Annotated in this window: 16 protein-coding genes and 3 pseudogenes; 14 read left to right on the forward strand and 5 right to left on the reverse strand. The window is 38.0% G+C overall.

Annotated elements, in window-relative coordinates; genetic code table 11:
• Together lgt and BMX84_RS11465 are read left to right on the forward strand one after the other, a co-directional pair.
• A partial coding sequence (gene lgt / locus BMX84_RS11460) for a prolipoprotein diacylglyceryl transferase (RefSeq protein WP_143058721.1) occupies positions 1-663 on the forward strand: 663 nt, incomplete at its 5' end.
• Positions 664-675: 12 nt separating this feature from the next.
• Entirely contained in the window at positions 676-1,128 is a 453-nt protein-coding gene (locus tag BMX84_RS11465) for an OsmC family protein (protein WP_091489935.1), read from the forward strand.
• Between the two features lie 444 nt (positions 1,129-1,572).
• Here BMX84_RS11465 and BMX84_RS11470 read toward each other — a convergent pair.
• The 3 genes and pseudogenes from BMX84_RS11470 to merR all read right to left on the reverse strand — a co-directional run.
• Positions 1,573-1,833: pseudogene (locus BMX84_RS11470) on the reverse strand (transposase); the annotation flags it as partial.
• A 345-nt stretch (positions 1,834-2,178) separates the two neighbouring features.
• Positions 2,179-3,825 (reverse strand): mercury(II) reductase, encoded by a 1,647-nt coding sequence (gene merA, locus BMX84_RS11475; RefSeq protein WP_091489939.1) that lies wholly within the window; start codon positions 3,823-3,825, stop codon positions 2,179-2,181.
• A 12-nt stretch (positions 3,826-3,837) separates the two neighbouring features.
• The gene (gene merR / locus BMX84_RS11480) at positions 3,838-4,239 is read right to left on the reverse strand and encodes a mercury resistance transcriptional regulator MerR (protein ID WP_091489942.1); all 402 of its coding nucleotides are present in this window, start codon (positions 4,237-4,239) and stop codon (positions 3,838-3,840) included.
• 242 nt (positions 4,240-4,481) lie between these two features.
• Here merR and BMX84_RS11485 point away from each other — a divergent pair, with 242 nt between their 5' ends.
• The 4 genes and pseudogenes from BMX84_RS11485 (at position 4,482) to BMX84_RS11495 (ending at position 7,987) form a co-directional block, all read left to right on the forward strand.
• Positions 4,482-4,844 (forward strand): ArsR/SmtB family transcription factor, encoded by a 363-nt coding sequence (locus BMX84_RS11485; RefSeq protein WP_091489946.1) that lies wholly within the window; start codon positions 4,482-4,484, stop codon positions 4,842-4,844.
• A gap of 16 nt (positions 4,845-4,860) precedes the next feature.
• Positions 4,861-5,472: a CadD family cadmium resistance transporter gene (locus tag BMX84_RS11490; protein ID WP_091489949.1), complete on the forward strand. Its 612-nt coding sequence runs from the start codon at positions 4,861-4,863 to the stop codon at positions 5,470-5,472.
• 28 nt (positions 5,473-5,500) lie between these two features.
• Positions 5,501-5,692, forward strand: a pseudogene (locus BMX84_RS12885) (cation transporter); the annotation flags it as partial.
• 63 nt (positions 5,693-5,755) lie between these two features.
• Positions 5,756-7,987: a heavy metal translocating P-type ATPase gene (locus BMX84_RS11495; RefSeq protein ID WP_246119144.1), complete on the forward strand. Its 2,232-nt coding sequence runs from the start codon at positions 5,756-5,758 to the stop codon at positions 7,985-7,987.
• Between the two features lie 160 nt (positions 7,988-8,147).
• On the opposite strand, the gene BMX84_RS11500 is transcribed toward BMX84_RS11495, so the two are convergent.
• Positions 8,148-9,056: a cation diffusion facilitator family transporter gene (locus tag BMX84_RS11500; RefSeq protein WP_091489955.1), complete on the reverse strand. Its 909-nt coding sequence runs from the start codon at positions 9,054-9,056 to the stop codon at positions 8,148-8,150.
• A 41-nt stretch (positions 9,057-9,097) separates the two neighbouring features.
• Positions 9,098-9,412, reverse strand: a complete 315-nt coding sequence (locus BMX84_RS11505) for an ArsR/SmtB family transcription factor (RefSeq protein WP_002320191.1) — start codon at positions 9,410-9,412, stop codon at positions 9,098-9,100.
• A 298-nt stretch (positions 9,413-9,710) separates the two neighbouring features.
• On the opposite strand from BMX84_RS11505, the gene BMX84_RS11510 reads away from it, so the two are divergent.
• The 8 genes and pseudogenes from BMX84_RS11510 to BMX84_RS11545 form a co-directional block, all read left to right on the forward strand.
• A complete protein-coding gene (locus tag BMX84_RS11510) occupies positions 9,711-11,660 on the forward strand; it encodes a heavy metal translocating P-type ATPase (RefSeq protein WP_091489958.1) in 1,950 nt (649 codons plus the stop codon).
• Positions 11,661-11,737: 77 nt separating this feature from the next.
• Positions 11,738-12,552: pseudogene (locus BMX84_RS11515) on the forward strand (ZIP family metal transporter).
• A gap of 867 nt (positions 12,553-13,419) precedes the next feature.
• Positions 13,420-15,321, forward strand: a complete 1,902-nt coding sequence (locus BMX84_RS11520) for a heavy metal translocating P-type ATPase (protein WP_091489961.1) — start codon at positions 13,420-13,422, stop codon at positions 15,319-15,321.
• A 26-nt stretch (positions 15,322-15,347) separates the two neighbouring features.
• Positions 15,348-15,659, forward strand: coding sequence for a hypothetical protein (locus BMX84_RS11525; RefSeq protein WP_091489963.1), 312 nt, complete (start codon positions 15,348-15,350; stop codon positions 15,657-15,659).
• Between the two features lie 147 nt (positions 15,660-15,806).
• Complete coding sequence (locus BMX84_RS11530) at positions 15,807-16,040, forward strand: heavy-metal-associated domain-containing protein (protein ID WP_091489966.1); 234 nt, start codon at positions 15,807-15,809, stop codon at positions 16,038-16,040.
• Positions 16,041-16,345: 305 nt separating this feature from the next.
• Entirely contained in the window at positions 16,346-16,579 is a 234-nt protein-coding gene (locus tag BMX84_RS11535) for a heavy-metal-associated domain-containing protein (RefSeq protein ID WP_068710567.1), read from the forward strand.
• 99 nt (positions 16,580-16,678) lie between these two features.
• Entirely contained in the window at positions 16,679-17,239 is a 561-nt protein-coding gene (locus tag BMX84_RS11540) for a Dps family protein (RefSeq protein WP_091489969.1), read from the forward strand.
• An 85-nt stretch (positions 17,240-17,324) separates the two neighbouring features.
• Positions 17,325-17,494, forward strand: a 170-nt coding sequence (locus BMX84_RS11545) for a prolipoprotein diacylglyceryl transferase family protein (protein WP_177165561.1), incomplete at its 3' end; no start/stop codon positions are given.

The following is a 17,494-nucleotide window of genomic DNA, read 5'->3' on the forward strand; positions in this document are numbered from 1 at the left end:
ATTGGCTTTATCGGTGCCCGACTTTATTACGTTTTATTCAAATGGGACTACTATATACAGAATCCGAGTGAAATCATCGCAATCTGGAATGGTGGAATTGCCATTTATGGGGGGCTAATTGCGGGTGGTCTCGCAGTATACTGGTTTGCAAGAAGAAAGAGAATGACGCTAACTCTTTTACTAGACATACTGGCACCTAGTGTCCTCCTAGCTCAATCGATTGGTCGCTGGGGAAATTTCATCAATCAAGAGGCACATGGCGGTCCAGTCACCCGACAATTTTTAGAAAACTTGTACTTACCGGAATTCATCATTAACCAAATGAACATCAACGGAACCTATTACCATCCCACTTTTCTTTATGAGTCTTTATGGAGTTTAGTTGGTTTCGTATTGTTGCTCCTTTTGCGGAACAAAAATCAATTCCTTCGCCAAGGAGAAGTGGCGCTCAGCTATGTCATTTGGTATTCAGCAGGAAGGTTTTTTATTGAAGGCATGCGGACAGACAGCTTATGGATAGGCGATTTCTTACGAGTTTCACAAGGCTTGTCCCTCGTTTTGTTCGTAGCAGCACTGGGTGTTTGGATGTATCGCAGGTACTATACCTATCCGCCAGTACCCTATTATAAGGATGAGCCCAAACTGTCCAAAGCAGCAAAGTAAGGAGAGATTGGAATGTCAAAAAATAAATTGGTCACACTTTCAGCCGAAGGAAAAGCAGAAGCAGGCACGACTACTTCAGTGAACATCCGCGATTTTGAGCCGTTCTTTGTCGACGAACGCGAAGCAATCGGCGGCAATAATAAAGGGCCGAATCCGTTGGAATATTTTTTAGGCGCGCTTGGAGCATGCACGTCGGTAATTGCAACCATGGTCGCAAAAGAACAAGGGTTCACTTACGAGGATTTTGAGTTTGGCACGGAAGGGCAGCTCGATCCGCGCGGTTATCAAGGCGTCGAAGGCGTGCAAACTTATTACCAAACGATAGAAGTGAATGTGGTCGTTGAGACGGATGAGAGCGATGAGGCCTTTGAAACATTTGTGGCAGAAGTCGAAAGACGATGCCCTTTGTATAATTTAATCAAAGATGCAGGCGTGGAAGTTAAGTCGAATTGGGAAAAGAAATAAGTGTATGAAAAACAGGGCAGGACCATTCAGTGGTTTTGCACTGTTTTTTTTACGTTTTAAAGAGTTACAAGTTTTGAAAGCGTTTCATTTGAATTGTTATACATAAACTTGTTAAATGGAGATGTGACAATTTTATGTATATTTTGAAAAAACGATGAAAGGCGGATGTGTATAAAGAAATTTTAATGTTTTAGTTGTGCACCTGAATAATTCATACCTCTAATTTTTGAGGCGATTATAGTTCCTGAATAATTCATAGCTCTAATTTAAAGCTGTTTTCTTGAATAAATTGCCTATTTTTATATTAGGCAGATACCTTCTTCTAAAATATTGTGTTTTCGAACAGGATTCTTAGGGAAGAAGGACCTATTAAAAATCCTTTGTCTATTTAAGGGCATACTGATCCCTTGAAATAATCAGTTAAAACTTTATGCGATAACTCCTCTAAATACATTGTCTGGATCGCCGTAGGCGTTCGAAAACCTTATAAAATTCGGTTTGATACACATGATAACTCGACAGGTTGAGATAGACTTGTCTGCCTGTTTTAACGAGTTTGCCGGCAACTTTGAGCAATGTCAATCGTATAGAATGAATCGTCATCCCCCGATTCACTTGTTCAAATCCAATGGTCTTTAAAAAATTGACGAGGTTGTAAGCCAGGACACTGATCATCATTCTAACGTGATTTTCCAGGAAGAGTGGGTGTAAATTGTAATTTTATTTTGCATTAAATTTAAGAGGTGCTTTGCACTAATAAAATAAAAAAGACTATTTCTGGGGAAAATAGTCTTTTTTCTATGTTTGTTATTGAAAGTTTACTTATAAGAAATAGTAGTTTTTAATTGCTCGGAAACTCCCAAGTAACAAATATTTACTTTTTCTTAGTAAATTTTAAATGCGTGATTATTGAAATAGTCAATATTCTCGTATGAAAATTCATTTAAAAATTGGTTAATCCATTATTTATTGAAAAATGTATCTTTTAATCGCAGATTATCTAAAAAGGACGGCAGATCCTCAAATGGAACTGCCTCCCTTTTCTGTATATTATCCTGCACAACAAGATAATTTTGAAACATCGTTATTATAGCCAAGTGCTGCAAGTTTCAGTCCTTCTGCCATCGTTAAATAGGGCGCCATTGTGTCTGTTAAATCCTCGACTGTTAAGCCAAATTTAACAGCTAAAGTTCCTGCATAAATGACTTCGCCTGCATTTTCAGCAACAATATGAACGCCTATTATTTGTTGATTTTGAGCGTTGATAACAAGCTTGATTAACCCAGTTGCATCATGATTAACTAGGGCCCTTGGTACATTATCTAAATCTAAGATTGACGTTTTAACATCTATTCCCTTATCATTTGCTTGTTCTTCTGTTAAGCCAACAGTACCTACTCCAGGATTTGTAAAAATAACACCAGGAACAACAGACAAATCAATTTTCCTATTTAAGCCCCCGACTGCATTGTCCGCTACAATCTTACCTTCATGCGCGGCTACATAGACAAATTGAGGACCTAATGTAACATCTCCTGCTGAGTAAATGTGTTGATTGCTTGTCTGACCAAAATCATTCATCATGATTTCATTATTTATCCCTATTTTTACACCAGCAACATCTAAATTTAAGGCTTCAGTATTCGGTTTTCTACCTGTCGCAATTAATAATTGATCCGATTCAAAAGTTTTTTGCTTACCATTTTTTGTGACTGTCAACTTTTTTATGTCTCCATCTTGCTCAACCCATTCATAATTAATCCCAGTAATAACCTGGATGCCTTGTTCATGAAGTGCTTTTTCGACTGTTTCTGAAACTTCTAAATCATAATCTTTTAATAGTCGTTCGCTTCTTTGTATGAGTGTGACTTTAGAACCTAAGTTGTGGAACAACTGACCGAGTTCTAGTCCAATATAACCCGAACCAATAACGGTTAATCTTTCTGGTACTTCATCTAGCTCTAATAAAGTTGTACTCGTTAAATAATCTATCTTTTCAATGCCGGGAATTTCAGGAATAAAAGAAGTTGCGCCCGTGGCGATCAGGAAGCGTTTTGCTTTTAATTCTTCTCCATTGACCTCAACGACATCACTCCCCACAAATTTTGCTTCGCCTTCGATTAAATCAAAACCGTATTCGTCGATTAAATCGATATATTTTTCTTGGCGCATTCCACTTACCAATTCATCTTTTTGTTTCACCAATAATTTTAAATCGACTTCTCCAGCCATTGTATTTAACCCATGGAATGGATTCTTTTTAGCTAAATGATTGATCGTTCCTGCCCTAAGAAGCGTTTTAGACGGAACACAGCCAACATTTACACAAGTTCCGCCAATTGTGTGTCGTTCGACCATACCCACTTTTGCACCATATTTTGTTGCTTGAATAGCTGCTGAAAAAGCAGCACTTCCAGAGCCTATAATCAGAAAGTCATAATCGTATTCCTTTTCATTTTTAAGTATTAAATTAGACTGAGAAGCTATTTTTTCGATCTTTTCTATCTGATAATTGGATTGTTCAATCGCTTTTTCGATGCTATTAATTTCGACAGATTCACTTAAATTGAATTCTGTTTCCCCTTGCCGGTAGTTTGTTTTTATATCTTTTGCACCTATGTTTTCAAGCGCCATTGTTACATGGTTTTCACAGCTGGCACAAGTCATACCTTGAATGCTTACTTTATACTTCTTCATACAAAAGCTCCTTCATTCATCATAAATTAGTGTTTCAATGATCGGACAAGCATACATTTCTTTCTCGTTAGGACAACGTTCCTTTAAATCGCCTAACATGCTTTCAATTTGTTTTAAATCAGCAATTTGTTTTTGCACTTCTATTTGCTTTTGAGAAACAAAATCAAACATATTTTGACAACGAGCACTGTCTTGATCAACAACGCCTAGCAATTTATAAATTTCGTTTAAAGAAAAACCAAGATTTTGCATTTGCTTAATAAATTTCACTCGTTTAATATCCGCATCAGAATACAAGCGATATCCTGAATCTGTACGTATTGGTTCTTCCAATAATTTTTTACCTTCATAATATCGTATTGTTTCTTTATTAACGCCACTCTTTTCAGCAAATTCACTAATCAGATACTTCATTCTTTTCACCTCTATTTATTATACACCATGTACCATAGTACATGGTCAAGAGATATTTATGATTTTAAAATACTCTACCCTAGTAGTTTTCTCTTAAAATCCCTTAAATATATTTAAAGATTTTAATACCGTAAAGAAATCGAATGGCGAAACAATCAAATAAGCGTTTGACTATTAAGGCACAACATATGTATAATATTAACGATACAATCAAATGAACGTTTGAATGAGAGGTGAATCAAGTGACTGAAGTTTGCCAAACAACAATCATACATCCTGAAAAAGTGGATGTGGTGAAAAACAAACTAGAAAATAAAGACTTGTCGAATTTGCTTGTGCTAGGAAAATGTTTTAGCGATCCTTCAAGGATTAAAATTTTCTATGCTTTAGAAACCTTCAAAGAAATGTGTGTCTGCGATTTAGCGGAAATATTAGACGCTAGTATTGCTACAACGTCACACCATTTACGTTATTTAAAAAAGCATGGAATGACAAAATCACGAAAAGACGGGAAAATGGTTTATTACTCTTTAGTAAATGAAGATGTACTTTCCGCTATTCGCGCTTTTTTAAGATTGTCAGAAAATTTATCTGTGAAATCTTAATTTGGAGGGAATCAACTTGTTACAAAGTATTTTTTCAGCTATCGCTGTTTATATTTCTACGAGCATTGATTATTTGTTTATATTGCTAATTATCTTTTCTCAAAGCCACACACGAAAAGGGATGCGCCATATTATTTGGGGTCAATATCTTGGGACAAGCGTTTTGGTCGCAGTAAGTTTGTTTGCTGCTTACGTACTGAATTTTATCCCTCAAGATTGGATCATTGGACTTCTTGGGCTAATCCCGATTTATTTAGGTATCCGAGTCGCTGTGGGAGGCGAAGAGGAGGAGGAAGAAGAGGAAGTCGTTGAAAAGTTAGAATCTGGAGGAACCAGTCGCTTATTCTGGACTGTTGCCTTAATAACTATTGCTTCAGGTGGGGACAATTTAGGCATTTATATTCCTTACTTTGCTTCTCTATCCGTTTCAGAAATTTTAATTGCCTTAGTAGTATTCGTTATCTCGATTGCGATTCTTTGCTTTATCAGTTATAAATTGGCAAAAATTTCCTTTGTCTCCGAAACGTTAGAAAAGTATGAACGAATCATTGTCCTAATCGTGTTTATTGGATTAGGGATCTTTATCTTGGTAGAGAACGGCACCATTCAAACGTTATTAGGCTTATAGAAGTCCCATTTAGGAAAGGAAGCAAACGATGAGTGAAAATAAAAAGTCTCATGAATGGATATTAGAAGGAATCGACTGTGCAAACTGCGCAGCCAAAGTAGAAAGAGGCGTCGCCAAGGTTGCAGGTGTCGCCAATAGTAGTGTGAACTATATGACAGAAACCTTGAGTTTCGAAGTGACAGAGGACAAAGAACATCTTGTTTTATCCAATGTGAAACAAAAAGTTAAAAAATTGGAGCCAGATGTCACTTTAAAAAATAAAGTGGACGGCAAGCTGATTGAAATAAATCCGCCATTAACCAAGGTAAGTCATTTAAAAGACGATCGAAAAAACTACGAATGGATATTAGAAGGAATCGATTGTGCAAACTGTGCCGCTAAAGTGGAAAGAGGGGTTGCTACAGTTCCCGGAGTTACAAAAAGCAGTGTGAATTTCATGACAGAGACACTGAGCTTCGAGGTGGCAGGCGGAAATAGAAACGACGTGTTGGCTAGTGTAAAACAAACAGTAGGAACTTTAGAACCTGACGTCGTTCTGCGAAAAAAAGCGGATGGTACATTGGTTGGAAATGGAGCTGATTCTCATAAAAATTCTGCTTCTATCGAATCGATTTCTGTTGAAGAGACTGGCCACAAACAGACGAACAGAGCTTCTCTTGCCAATATTTTCGGAAACAAAACTAAAATTACCATTATTCGCTTAATACTAGGGTTAGCACTATTGACGACGGGGATGTTTCTTCCTATAGATGGACAAGTCTCTCTTGGATTGTTCATTTTGGCTTATTTAATCACCGGTTATGATGTTGTAGGACGTGCCATTAGAAATATTTTCCGAGGTCAAGTATTCGACGAAAACTTTCTAATGACCATTGCGACGTTAAGTGCTTTCTATATTCAAGAATATCCAGAAGCTGTCGCAGTCATGCTATTTTATCAAGTCGGAGAAGTTTTTCAAGATATGGCTGTGTCAAAATCTCGACGTTCAATTGCAGATTTAATGGATATTCGACCTGATTATGCCAATTTAGTCACAGAAAACAACGTAGAAAAAGTTGCTCCTGAAACGATTAAAATTGGAGATATTATTCTTATTCGTCCCGGTGAAAAAGTACCATTAGACGGAAAAGTAGTAGAAGGAACTTCTGCGATGGACACATCTGCTTTAACTGGCGAATCTGTTCCAAGAAGCGTGAAGCCGGAAGATACTGTTTTGAGCGGCTTTATTAACAAAAATGGTGTCTTAAAAATAGCGGTAGAAAAACCTTTTGCGGAGTCGACTGTGAAGAAAATTTTAGATCTGGTTCAAAATGCTAGCGGTCGAAAGGCTCCGACAGAACAGTTCATTACAAAGTTCGCTCGTTACTATACTCCAATTGTGGTTATAGCAGCTGCATTACTGGCAATTGTTCCTCCACTAGTGTTACCAGGAGCTACTTTTAATGAATGGATATACAGAGCCAGTATCTTTTTGGTCATTTCTTGCCCCTGTGCGTTAGTCGTTTCCATTCCGGTCGGATTCTTTGGTGGAATTGGTTCTGCTTCCCGAAAAGGAATTTTGGTGAAAGGCAGCAACTTTTTGGAAGGTCTGAATGACCTCAAGTATGTAGTAATGGACAAAACAGGTACATTGACAAAAGGGACCTTTGAGATAACAGCCATTGAGCCAAAAAATGAAGTAGATTCTGATCAACTGGTTGAATGGGCCGCTCATGCCGAGGCTCATTCTACTCATCCTATTGCTGATTCCATAAAAGAATATTATGGCAAAGAAATTAAAGAAGAAAGAATTCGGGGATACAACGAAATTCCCGGTCATGGAATCCAAGCAACGATTGACGGTAAAGAAGTACTGGCCGGAAATGCTCAGCTGATGGAAAAGTTCTCTGTTGCATTTGAGGAAGTGCAAGAAATCGGAACAGTCGTCTATCTAGCTGTTGAGGGCACGTATGTGGGGCGCTTACTGATTGCAGACACAATTAAAGAAGACGCTGTGGAAAGTATTGCTGCAATGAAAAAATTAGGAATCAAAAACATTATTATGCTGACTGGAGATTCCAAAACAGTCGGGGAAACAGTAGCCAAAAAATTAGGTATTACAGAAGTGTATAGTGAATTGCTACCTCAAGATAAAGTCACAAGATTTGAAGAAATTCTTTCACGTAAAGAAAAAAACGAGAAAGTAGCTTTTGTAGGAGACGGAATAAACGACACGCCCGTTCTAGCGCGGTCCGATATCGGGATTGCGATGGGCGGATTAGGGTCAGACGCAGCCATTGAAGCTGCTGATGTGGTTATTATGGATGACAAACCGTCTAAGATTGGCAGTGCCATGCAAGTAGCGAAAAATACTCGTCGCATTGTGTGGCAAAACATTTTCTTTGCACTTGGAGTGAAGGGGTTGTTCTTAATTCTGGGAGCTCTTGGTGTTGCAACGATGTGGGAAGCTGTCTTTGCTGATGTAGGAGTAACAGTGATAGCAGTTTTAAATTCAATGAGAATATTGAATAAGTAACACATTTAATTAGTTTTATAGCTTGTATGCCACTAAAATGTTTAGTAACTTTAGTGGCGTACTTTTTATATTCAAATTAGCAAAAAAAGGCAACGATCTGTTCACTCGTTGCCTTTTTTTTCTTTTCAAATAATGAAGTGTTTTTTAGCGTAGGACTATCTTACGTGTTGTGGGAGTATCCCTTTTCAAGCTCTTCTTTGCTTGTAGTTATTTCTATTGTGATATGATTCTCTACGCTTGATTTGTGTGCGACTTCTGCAATTTCTTCTTTTATTTCCCTAGCCTTATCTATATCTGAAGGGTCTATAAGAACCGTGACGATAAGGGCGTTTTTTTCCCCGTCCAGTGACCAAATGTGAAAATGTGAGAGGTCTTTTACAGCAGGAACATTTTTAATGGAATTCGCCAAGCTCTTTACGTTTACATTTTCAGGCGAACCATTCAATAAAATTTTCATTGTGGTGAAAAATTCAGGAACGGTTTTGTAGAGGATATAGAGTGCAATCAAAATCGATAAGATAGGATCCAGACGATATGCCTCGGTAAAGTTCATTAGAATACTCACAATCAAGACTCCAATCCACCCTAATACGTCTTCCAGCATATGGAGGTTCAACATACCCTCATTTTTGGATGTACCTTTGCTTAAAATCCAAGCAGCATATCCATTCAATGCAATAGCTACGAGAGAAAGCCAGAACATGCCACTATAATTTACGGGTTGTGGGTCAATCAAACGTGGCACACTACGATAGATCATAAAAAACGAGCCACTAATTAGCACAACGCCAGTTATCAGCGCGCCCAGTAAAGAAAAGCGGTTATAGCCAAAAGTGAACCGTTCATCTTGTTTTTTCTCTGAATAACCTTGAAAAAACCAAGCGAATCCAATTGAAATAGAGTCCCCTAAATCATGAACTGCGTCGGACATAATGGACACACTATTGAAAAGAAAACCAAAGAAAAATTCGCTTATAGAGAAAATAAGATTTATGAAGAAAGCAATTTTAATATTCTTTTTCGGTTGATTCTGATTCGAGTGATCATGGTCTTTATCTGATTTTGACATTTAAAAACCTCCTAAGTTTGTATGCTACATACTAATTGGTTTTATTTTTCTAATTCATTAACATGAGTTAAGACTTGTTCGAGAATACTAAAAACATGAAGGTCATCTAAACTGTAAAGCATACTTTTTCCTTCTCTTCTTGATTTCACTAAGCGTGCGTCTTTCAACGTTTTTAATTGATGAGAAATAGCGGACTGTTCCATGTCCAGAGAAATAGCGATATTTCCAACACTACACTCTTTTTTCTGTAAAAGAAAGAGAACCGACAATCGTGTAGGATCACTAATCACTTTAAATAGTTTGCTTATTGACAGAATAGATCCTTTATCGATTGGAGAAGTTGTTTTTATATCCATAGTGTTTTTATTCCTTTCATATGACCTTTCGTTCATATCTATATTACCATATGAGCGAAACAATGCTAATCTTTTGTTTATAAAAGAGAAGTTGCGTTCTCGTTATCTTGACAAAACGTATATAGCGATATAAAATGAGAACACAAACATATGATTAGTTAGTCATATGTAAAATGGATTCATTACGATTTACTTTTGGAATAAACGAAAGGAGTCAGAAATAGCGGAAATTTATGTGATTCAGGAAGTAAATGATGGAAAACAAAGGAATTATAAATTATATAGGGAGGTAATAGAAATGGAAACTATCCAAGAACAACAGTCTCAAGAAAAGCATAATCATAATCACAACCACGATCACGACCATGATCATGGGAAAATGCCAGTCGTTTTGTACTTTGTTGGTTTAGCATTAGCAGTGATTGCTCTATTTTTGAATGAAGATTATCAGTTGGTACAAAATGTTTTGTTCTCAATCGCTACAATCAGTGCCGGGTATCACGTTATTCTTCTTGAAGGCCTTGGAGAAACAATTGAGAATTCAAAAGCACAAAAAAAGTTTATACCTAATTCTCATATTTTAATGGGATTAGCGGCAATTGGAGCTTCTTTGATGGGGAATTTTTGGGAAGGAACATTATTGATTCTTATTTTTTCTGGCGCACATTTTTTGGAAGATTATGCAGAAGGAAGAAGCAAACGAGAAATAACGAAATTACTCGAAATGAATCCAACGACTGCCCGGTTAATCCTGCCTGATGGTAGTACAAAAAATGTAGATGTCAGTGAATTAAAAGTGGGAGATCAACTTCAAGTGTTGAATGGCGATCAAGTACCTATTGATGGCGTCATTTTGTCTGGATCTACATCCATTGATGAGTCGTCTATTAATGGAGAAAGTATCCCGAAAGAGAAAGCCAAAGGAGATGGCGTCTTCGGGAGTACAATCAATGGAACAGGTACCTTCACGATGAAAGTCACCAAAGAAAACAAAGATACAGTATTTTCAAAAATTTTACAATTAGTGAATCAGAACCAAGATAACCAAACAAAAGCTGCGAGTATTATCCAAAAATTTGAACCGAAATATGTCACAGTTGTTTTAATTGCCATTCCTCTATTCATGTTATTGGCTCCTTTTCTACTTGATTGGACATGGTCACAAAGTGTCTATAGAGGATTGGTCCTTTTAGTTGCAGCTTCACCGTGTGCTTTAGCAGCAGCTACTGTCTCGGCAACGCTATCGACGACTTCTAATTTAGCCAAAAAAGGAGTCCTTTCAAAAGGTAGTTCTTACCTGTCTCAATTAGCCGATATTAAAGCAATTGCATTTGATAAGACGGGCACCTTGACCAAAGGAAAACCTGAAGTAACCAATTATTATTTTGCTGATTCCGTGAACGAAGAAAACATGATTGATATCGTAGTAGCTCTTGAAAAAGAATCCAATCACCCCTTAGCAGATGCTATTCTAAGAAAGTTTGAGCAAAAAAACAAACTAACTATTGATGTAGAAAACCAGATTGGTAAAGGATTGACAGGAAATTATAAAGGAAAAAATTATCGTATAGGAAAACCGACATCGTTTGAGGATGTTTCAGATGAATATATCCGTTTAAATAACGAATGGGCGTCAGAAGGTAAGACGGTCGTATACGTAGCAGTCGATGAAGAAGTTATAGGCCTTATTGCCCTCATGGACGTTCCAAGTGAACATGCAAAAGCAACCATTGATTATTTCAGAGAACAAGGCGTACACACTACTTTAATTACTGGTGACTCAGAAATGACGGGAAAAGCGGTTGCTAAACAATTAGGAATAGATGAAGTGATTGCGAATGTCATGCCGGAAGACAAATCCAGAATTATAGACGAACAAAAAGAAAAATACGGTGTGACCGCCATGGTTGGAGACGGTGTCAATGATGCTCCCGCTCTTGTTAATGCAGATGTGGGAATCGCTATGGGAGATGGGACTGATGTGGCAGTAGAGGTATCTGATTTAGTTTTAATGCAAAACAATTTATCTAAATTGGTACAATCCCATAATATTTCTTCGAAAATGAACCGTGTCATTTGGCAGAATATTATTTTTTCAATGGCCGTTGTTGCCTTTTTAATTGTCGTTAGTTTCTTAGGTTTAACGGATATTGCAATCAGTGTCATTATTCATGAAGGAAGTACGTTGGTTGTTATTTTGAATGGACTTCGATTGTTAAGGTCTAATTTTAAGCCTGTCAAAAATTAATACCCGTTTCAAATAATTTATCTTAAGTGGTTAAGTTAAAATTTGATTTTGCTTCCTTAGAGAAGGAGTTAAGAAGAATGGTTGACTGGTATTTAAGTATACCCCCTATCTGGCAGGCTGGATTAGCTGGTGTTTTCACTTGGCTTATGACTGCTTTAGGATCGAGTCTGGTATTTTTATTTCATGAGGTAAATGAGAAATTACTTGCGATTATGAATGGTTTTGCTGCCGGAGTCATGATTGCAGCGAGTTTTGGTCCTTGTTAGCGCCATCCATTGACTATGCTGAACAAAGTGGCTATGGTATTTGGTCTTTTGTTCCCGCTTTAACCGGTTTCTTAGTAGGCGGTCTCTTTTTAAGAGTAATAGATGGAGTAGTACCCCATCTACATATGCGTCCAATGGGGCTTGAGGAGACAGAAGGAACACCATCTTCATTATCGTCAACAGCTCTCTTGTTTTTAGCTGTGACGATACACAATATACCGGAAGGATTAGCGATTGGTGTAGCTTTTGGTGCGGCCGGAGAAGGAGCTGCCACTATTGCAAGTGCGATTGTTCTTGCATTAGGTATTGGACTTCAAAACTTCCCTGAAGGAGCAGCCCTTTCAATGCCTATTCGAGCAAAAGGTAGATCTAAGAGTCACGCTTTTAATATGGGACAGTCAAGTGCTCTTCCCGAAATTGTATCGGCTACTTTAGGTGCTTGGTTGGTCACACAAATCACTATTATTTTACCTTATGCTTTAGCCTTTGCAGCAGGCGCAATGGTGTTTGTTTGTGTTGAAGGATTAATTCCTAATTCTCAAACAAATGGTCATAACAAAGTGGCCACTATAGCGTTTATGTTTGGTTTTGCCATTATGATGACATTGGATGTGGCACTTGGTTAATTGATAAAAATAGGTTCTCATACGACTACTTAAATGAAAGTAGAGGAGAGGACCTTTTTTATTTTTTAAGTCCTTAGATTACAAATTAATGAAGGCTCTAAAGTTCTAAAAAATTTAGAGGCATGTTTTATACATAAAACAGATAGTATCAAAAACAATCGTTTATGCCAGTATAATTTCTGACCGCTTTTTTCATAAAAAAGCGGTCCTTTTTTGTCTCAAAAGCACTCTCTTTATCTAAGGCTCTTTACCATCCGTTTATGATATACTCCACCGGAAAAAACAAAAAAGGATTACGTAGAAAAGTTGAGCGAATTGCTCAGCTTTTTTTAATGAACGAAAGTTACTGCTTCCAATAAGTAACTAAAAAATAAGGAATTCTTAATTCATTTCGTCTCCTCAGGCAAGGAATAAACAATGAAGCGATCGCAAAAGTTTTATCTCTCAGGTATTAATCCAAGATTAGGAAATTATTGATAGATGATTAAACTTGATTCCCATCAATTTCTCTTTCGTGAATTAACTATATGATACATATAGAACACAACGACAAGAAATGAATCTTGCCATAAATGTGATGCTAAACATCAAACCATTTGACTTCATATCTTGCACTCGGAAAATCTAATATACCCTTGAAGAACAAATAGGTATCTATTTTACACAAGTATTAGCAAAGGTTGGGGAAGTACGTGTAAAGTACAATCCCGACTATATACAGTTGTCGGCCACCCTGTTCAGTATGTGACCCAATTGAACCCAGTTGAGCAAAGTAAAAAATAAAAAAGCAAACTTGATGATAATCAAGTTTAAATCATTGACTGTACCTTATACTAAAAATAACAAAAATACTTGGAGGGAAAAAATATGCAACAATATATATTAAGTAAGAAAAATCAAATTACATTGATCAGTGGAATTCTAATTGCAGTCGGATTTTTCAGTCACTTCGCTTTAGGAAATGCATTTCTTGCTGAGTGGTCGTTGATTATCGCCTCGATCTTTGGGGTCGCTCCAATCGCCATTCAAGCGTATCAAGCGTTGAAAGTGAAAGTTGTCAGTATTGATGTCTTAGTCACGATTGCCGTTATCGGAGCGTTCTTGATTCAAAACTTTGAAGAATCCGCCGTTGTCACTTTCTTATTCTTATTCGGACATTATTTGGAACAGCGTACATTGAACCAAACACGTTCGGCAATCAAAGAATTAACCGACATGGCACCAGAAAGTGCCTTGGTCCAAACAGAAGACGGAGAATTTGAAGAAGTGGATGTAGATGACGTAGATGAAGGAGATGTTCTGCTTGTCAAAACTGGTGGGAAAGTACCAGTAGACGGAACCGTTTTAACAGGTGAAGGGTATATCAACGAAGCCAGTATCACAGGAGAATCCGTTCCTGTCACAAAAACAGAAGGCGGAGAAGTCTTTGCCGGTACGATATTGGAAAATGGCACCATTCAGATTCGGGCAGACAAAGTCGGAGAAGACACCACGTTCGGTAAAATCATTGAGCTTGTGGAAGAAGCACAAGATTCCAAATCAGAAGCGGAGCGCTTTATTGACCGTTTCTCTAAATGGTATACCCCAACTGTTTTGGTCCTGGCATTTATTGTTTGGGCAATTACCCAAAACATTGAATTGGCGATTACGATCTTAGTCCTAGGCTGTCCAGGTGCATTGGTTATCGGAGTGCCTGTATCAAACGTTGCCGGTATCGGAAACGGTGCACGCAACGGCATTCTCTTGAAAGGGAGCGAAGTAATCAACGACTTCAGCAGCGTCGACACCATCGTATTCGACAAAACAGGGACATTAACAGTCGGAAACCCTGAAGTGGCGGAAAAAGAAGTGTATGGAGACAATAGTGAAGAAGCACTCAGCTATTTGGCAAGCGTGGAGCAAGAATCGGATCACCCCTTGGCGAAAGCCGTATTGGCAAATATTGGTCCTGTAGACACGACACCAGTAGATGAGACCGATGTTGTTAAAGGTGGCGGAATTGTCGCACAAGTAAATGGTCATAGAGTCGCAGTCGGAAACGTCGCTTTAATGGAAAAAGAACAAGTCACTTTAAACAAAAAAGCACAAAAAGACGTCCAAAGGTTCGAGAAAAACGGCAACTCCCTGGTTCTGACGGCGGTCGATGGTGAATTAAAAGTTCTGATGGGTATCCGCGACCAAGTCCGTCCAGGTGTGAAACAGGATCTTCAAAACTTGAAAGAGTTGGGTGTGAAAAACCTCGTCGTCCTTTCTGGTGACAACCAAGGAACCGTTGACTTGGTTGCGAAAGAACTCGGTTTGACGGAAGCACATGGACACATGTTGCCGGAAGACAAGTCCGCACACATTGAAAAATTGCAAAAAGAGGGGCAGATCGTTGCTTTCGTCGGTGATGGCGTCAATGACAGCCCGTCCTTGGCATTGGCAGATATCGGGATTGCAATGGGCAGCGGAACAGATGTGGCGATCGAAACATCTGACGTTGTGTTGATGAACTCCGACTTCAGCCGCTTACCACATGCATTAGGGCTGACGAAATCAACTGCGAGCAATATGAAACAAAATATCCTTATTGCAGTCGGTGTCGTGTTGGTCTTGTTGGCCAGTCTCTTATTTAGCGAATGGATGAACATGTCAATTGGAATGTTGGTTCATGAAGCCAGTATCTTGGTGGTTATCTTCAACGGCATGAGATTGTTGAAGTATCGCTTAAGAGGCGACAGATATAATGTGAAAACGGGTGTAGAAGAAATCGAAACAGCGAAATAAGAATGAATGAGAAAGGAGAATGTAAGATGGACGAGTATACTGAAATACACGAAAAACTAGATTTTTTACTCGACGACCATGGAGTTAAGTTTGATGACAGCCGTTTGGATAAACAGACCCTTCATTCCCTCCATGTAAAAGCAGACAAGCTATTGAAAGCCCACAAGTGTACCATTCCTGAAGGAGATGAGTCTGTGGGAGCTTTGCAGCCAAAATTGAATAGGTTGATTTCAGGGCATGGAAAAACGTTTGATGCGTCCGACTTAGATCCAGAGAGTTTAAATACCGTAGTTGAGAAATTGACTGTTTTAGTAGGTGCTCATGGCGAGCATAGCTAAAACTAACAAAACCTTGTTGCCTTTTTATTGAACTGCAAAAGAAGTTGAATTAGTTGATTTCTAACAATTATTAGTAAGGGAATACCCTTGGTACTTTAAATACCGAGAACAAAATCTTATAGAACAATTCGTTAAAGGAGATGGAGTATGTCTAAAGCAGTAATTACACTAGAAACCTTGTCCTGCCCATCCTGCTTGAAAAAAATCGAGAGTGCTGTTAAAGGACTCATTGGTATTGATCAAAACAGCGTGAGAGGGGTATTCAACGTAAACAAAATCAGAATTGATTTTGACGAAAAGACGTTGGCAATTGAAGACATTGAAAAAGTGATTGAAGATTTGGGTTATCCAGTCATCAAATCAAAAGTGAAAGCAGCTTAACCAAACATAAGAAGCTGGCTCAAATAAACCAGTCTTGGATACGGAGTTCAACCAGCTACGCGAAGTAACCCATAATTATACCGTTCCTAAAAATGCTTGCATGCCACACGCTACGGTATACAAGCTTTTAGCTGAAGCAGAGGAAGCATACCAAATTTAATTTAGTTTTTTATAAAAAAAGCAAATAGATTCTCTAAACTTGATGGTCATCAAGTTCAACGATTCAAATGTACCGTATACTTTAAATGTAAGATAAACAAAGGGAATAACAACATAAAACTAATTTTAAAAAGGAGAAATAAACTATGTCTAAAGCAACCATTAAACTAGAAACCCTATCTTGTCCTTCCTGCTTACAAAAAATTGAAAGTGCCGTAAAAGGACTGGATGGAATCGACAAAAACAGTGTGAAAGTCTTGTTCAACTCGAGTAAGGTAAAAACCAACTTTGAGGAAGATAAAATAGCAATTGAAGAGATCGAAAAAGCGATTGAAGACTTAGGCTATCCAATTATCAAATCAAAAGTAAGTGCAGCATGAGTCACGTTTGAAAATGAAAACTACTTCCAACAGTCTGTTTATTAAAATTGGTAACAAATAATTAAAAATATTAGGAAAAATATTAGGAGGAATAGAAACATGGTACAAGATAAAACACCACAAGAAAAACTGCAAGAAGAGCAAGATCATAAAGAGCACATACACCATACAAAAATCAATGCAGCAGCCATTGCGGATCACATTTTAGGAAATATTCATACACTGCACGTAAAATTGCACCAGTATCATTGGTATGTGAAAGGTCCTCATTTCTTCTCGTTACACGAAAAACTGGAAGAATTGTATAATGCAAACGAAGAGTGGTTTGACACAATCGCGGAACGTCTGTTGGCTTCAGGACACAAACCAGCTTCCACAACCGCCGAATTCGAACAATACTCCATGCTTTCAGAAGACCCGGCTGATAAATATTTAAAAGCAGAAGAAATGACTGAAAATGTTGTAGAGGATTTCAGAAGCACCCGTGAATTTACAGTCCGCGCCATACGTTTGGCTCAAGAAGAAGGCAATGATGCGTTAGAAGATACATTGATTGCTTTCAAAGATCATTTAGATGAAAGTATCTGGATGTTGCAAGCCTTCTTAGGCAAAGAAGCATTGGAAGATGACGACGCCTATGATGAAGACGACGAAGACTAAAAGTAGATAATGTGTGTTAAGGCTGGAGTGAAAATTCCAGCCTTAACTATGTTCATTAAGATTCTGTTCGGATGGAGGAGATGGAATGAACTTACTGATTGGAGCAATCAACCCACACGCTATAGAATGGGGTCCAGTTGTTATTAATTGGTACGGTGTGATTATTGCTCTAGCGATGCTGATCGGCATTTCATTAGCTACAAAGGAAGCTCAAAAACTGGGACTTGAAGAAGATACCATGGTAGATATGGCATT

This window comes from Alkalibacterium putridalgicola (assembly GCF_900109825.1).
Taxonomy (GTDB): Bacteria; Bacillota; Bacilli; order Lactobacillales; family Carnobacteriaceae_A; genus Alkalibacterium; species Alkalibacterium putridalgicola.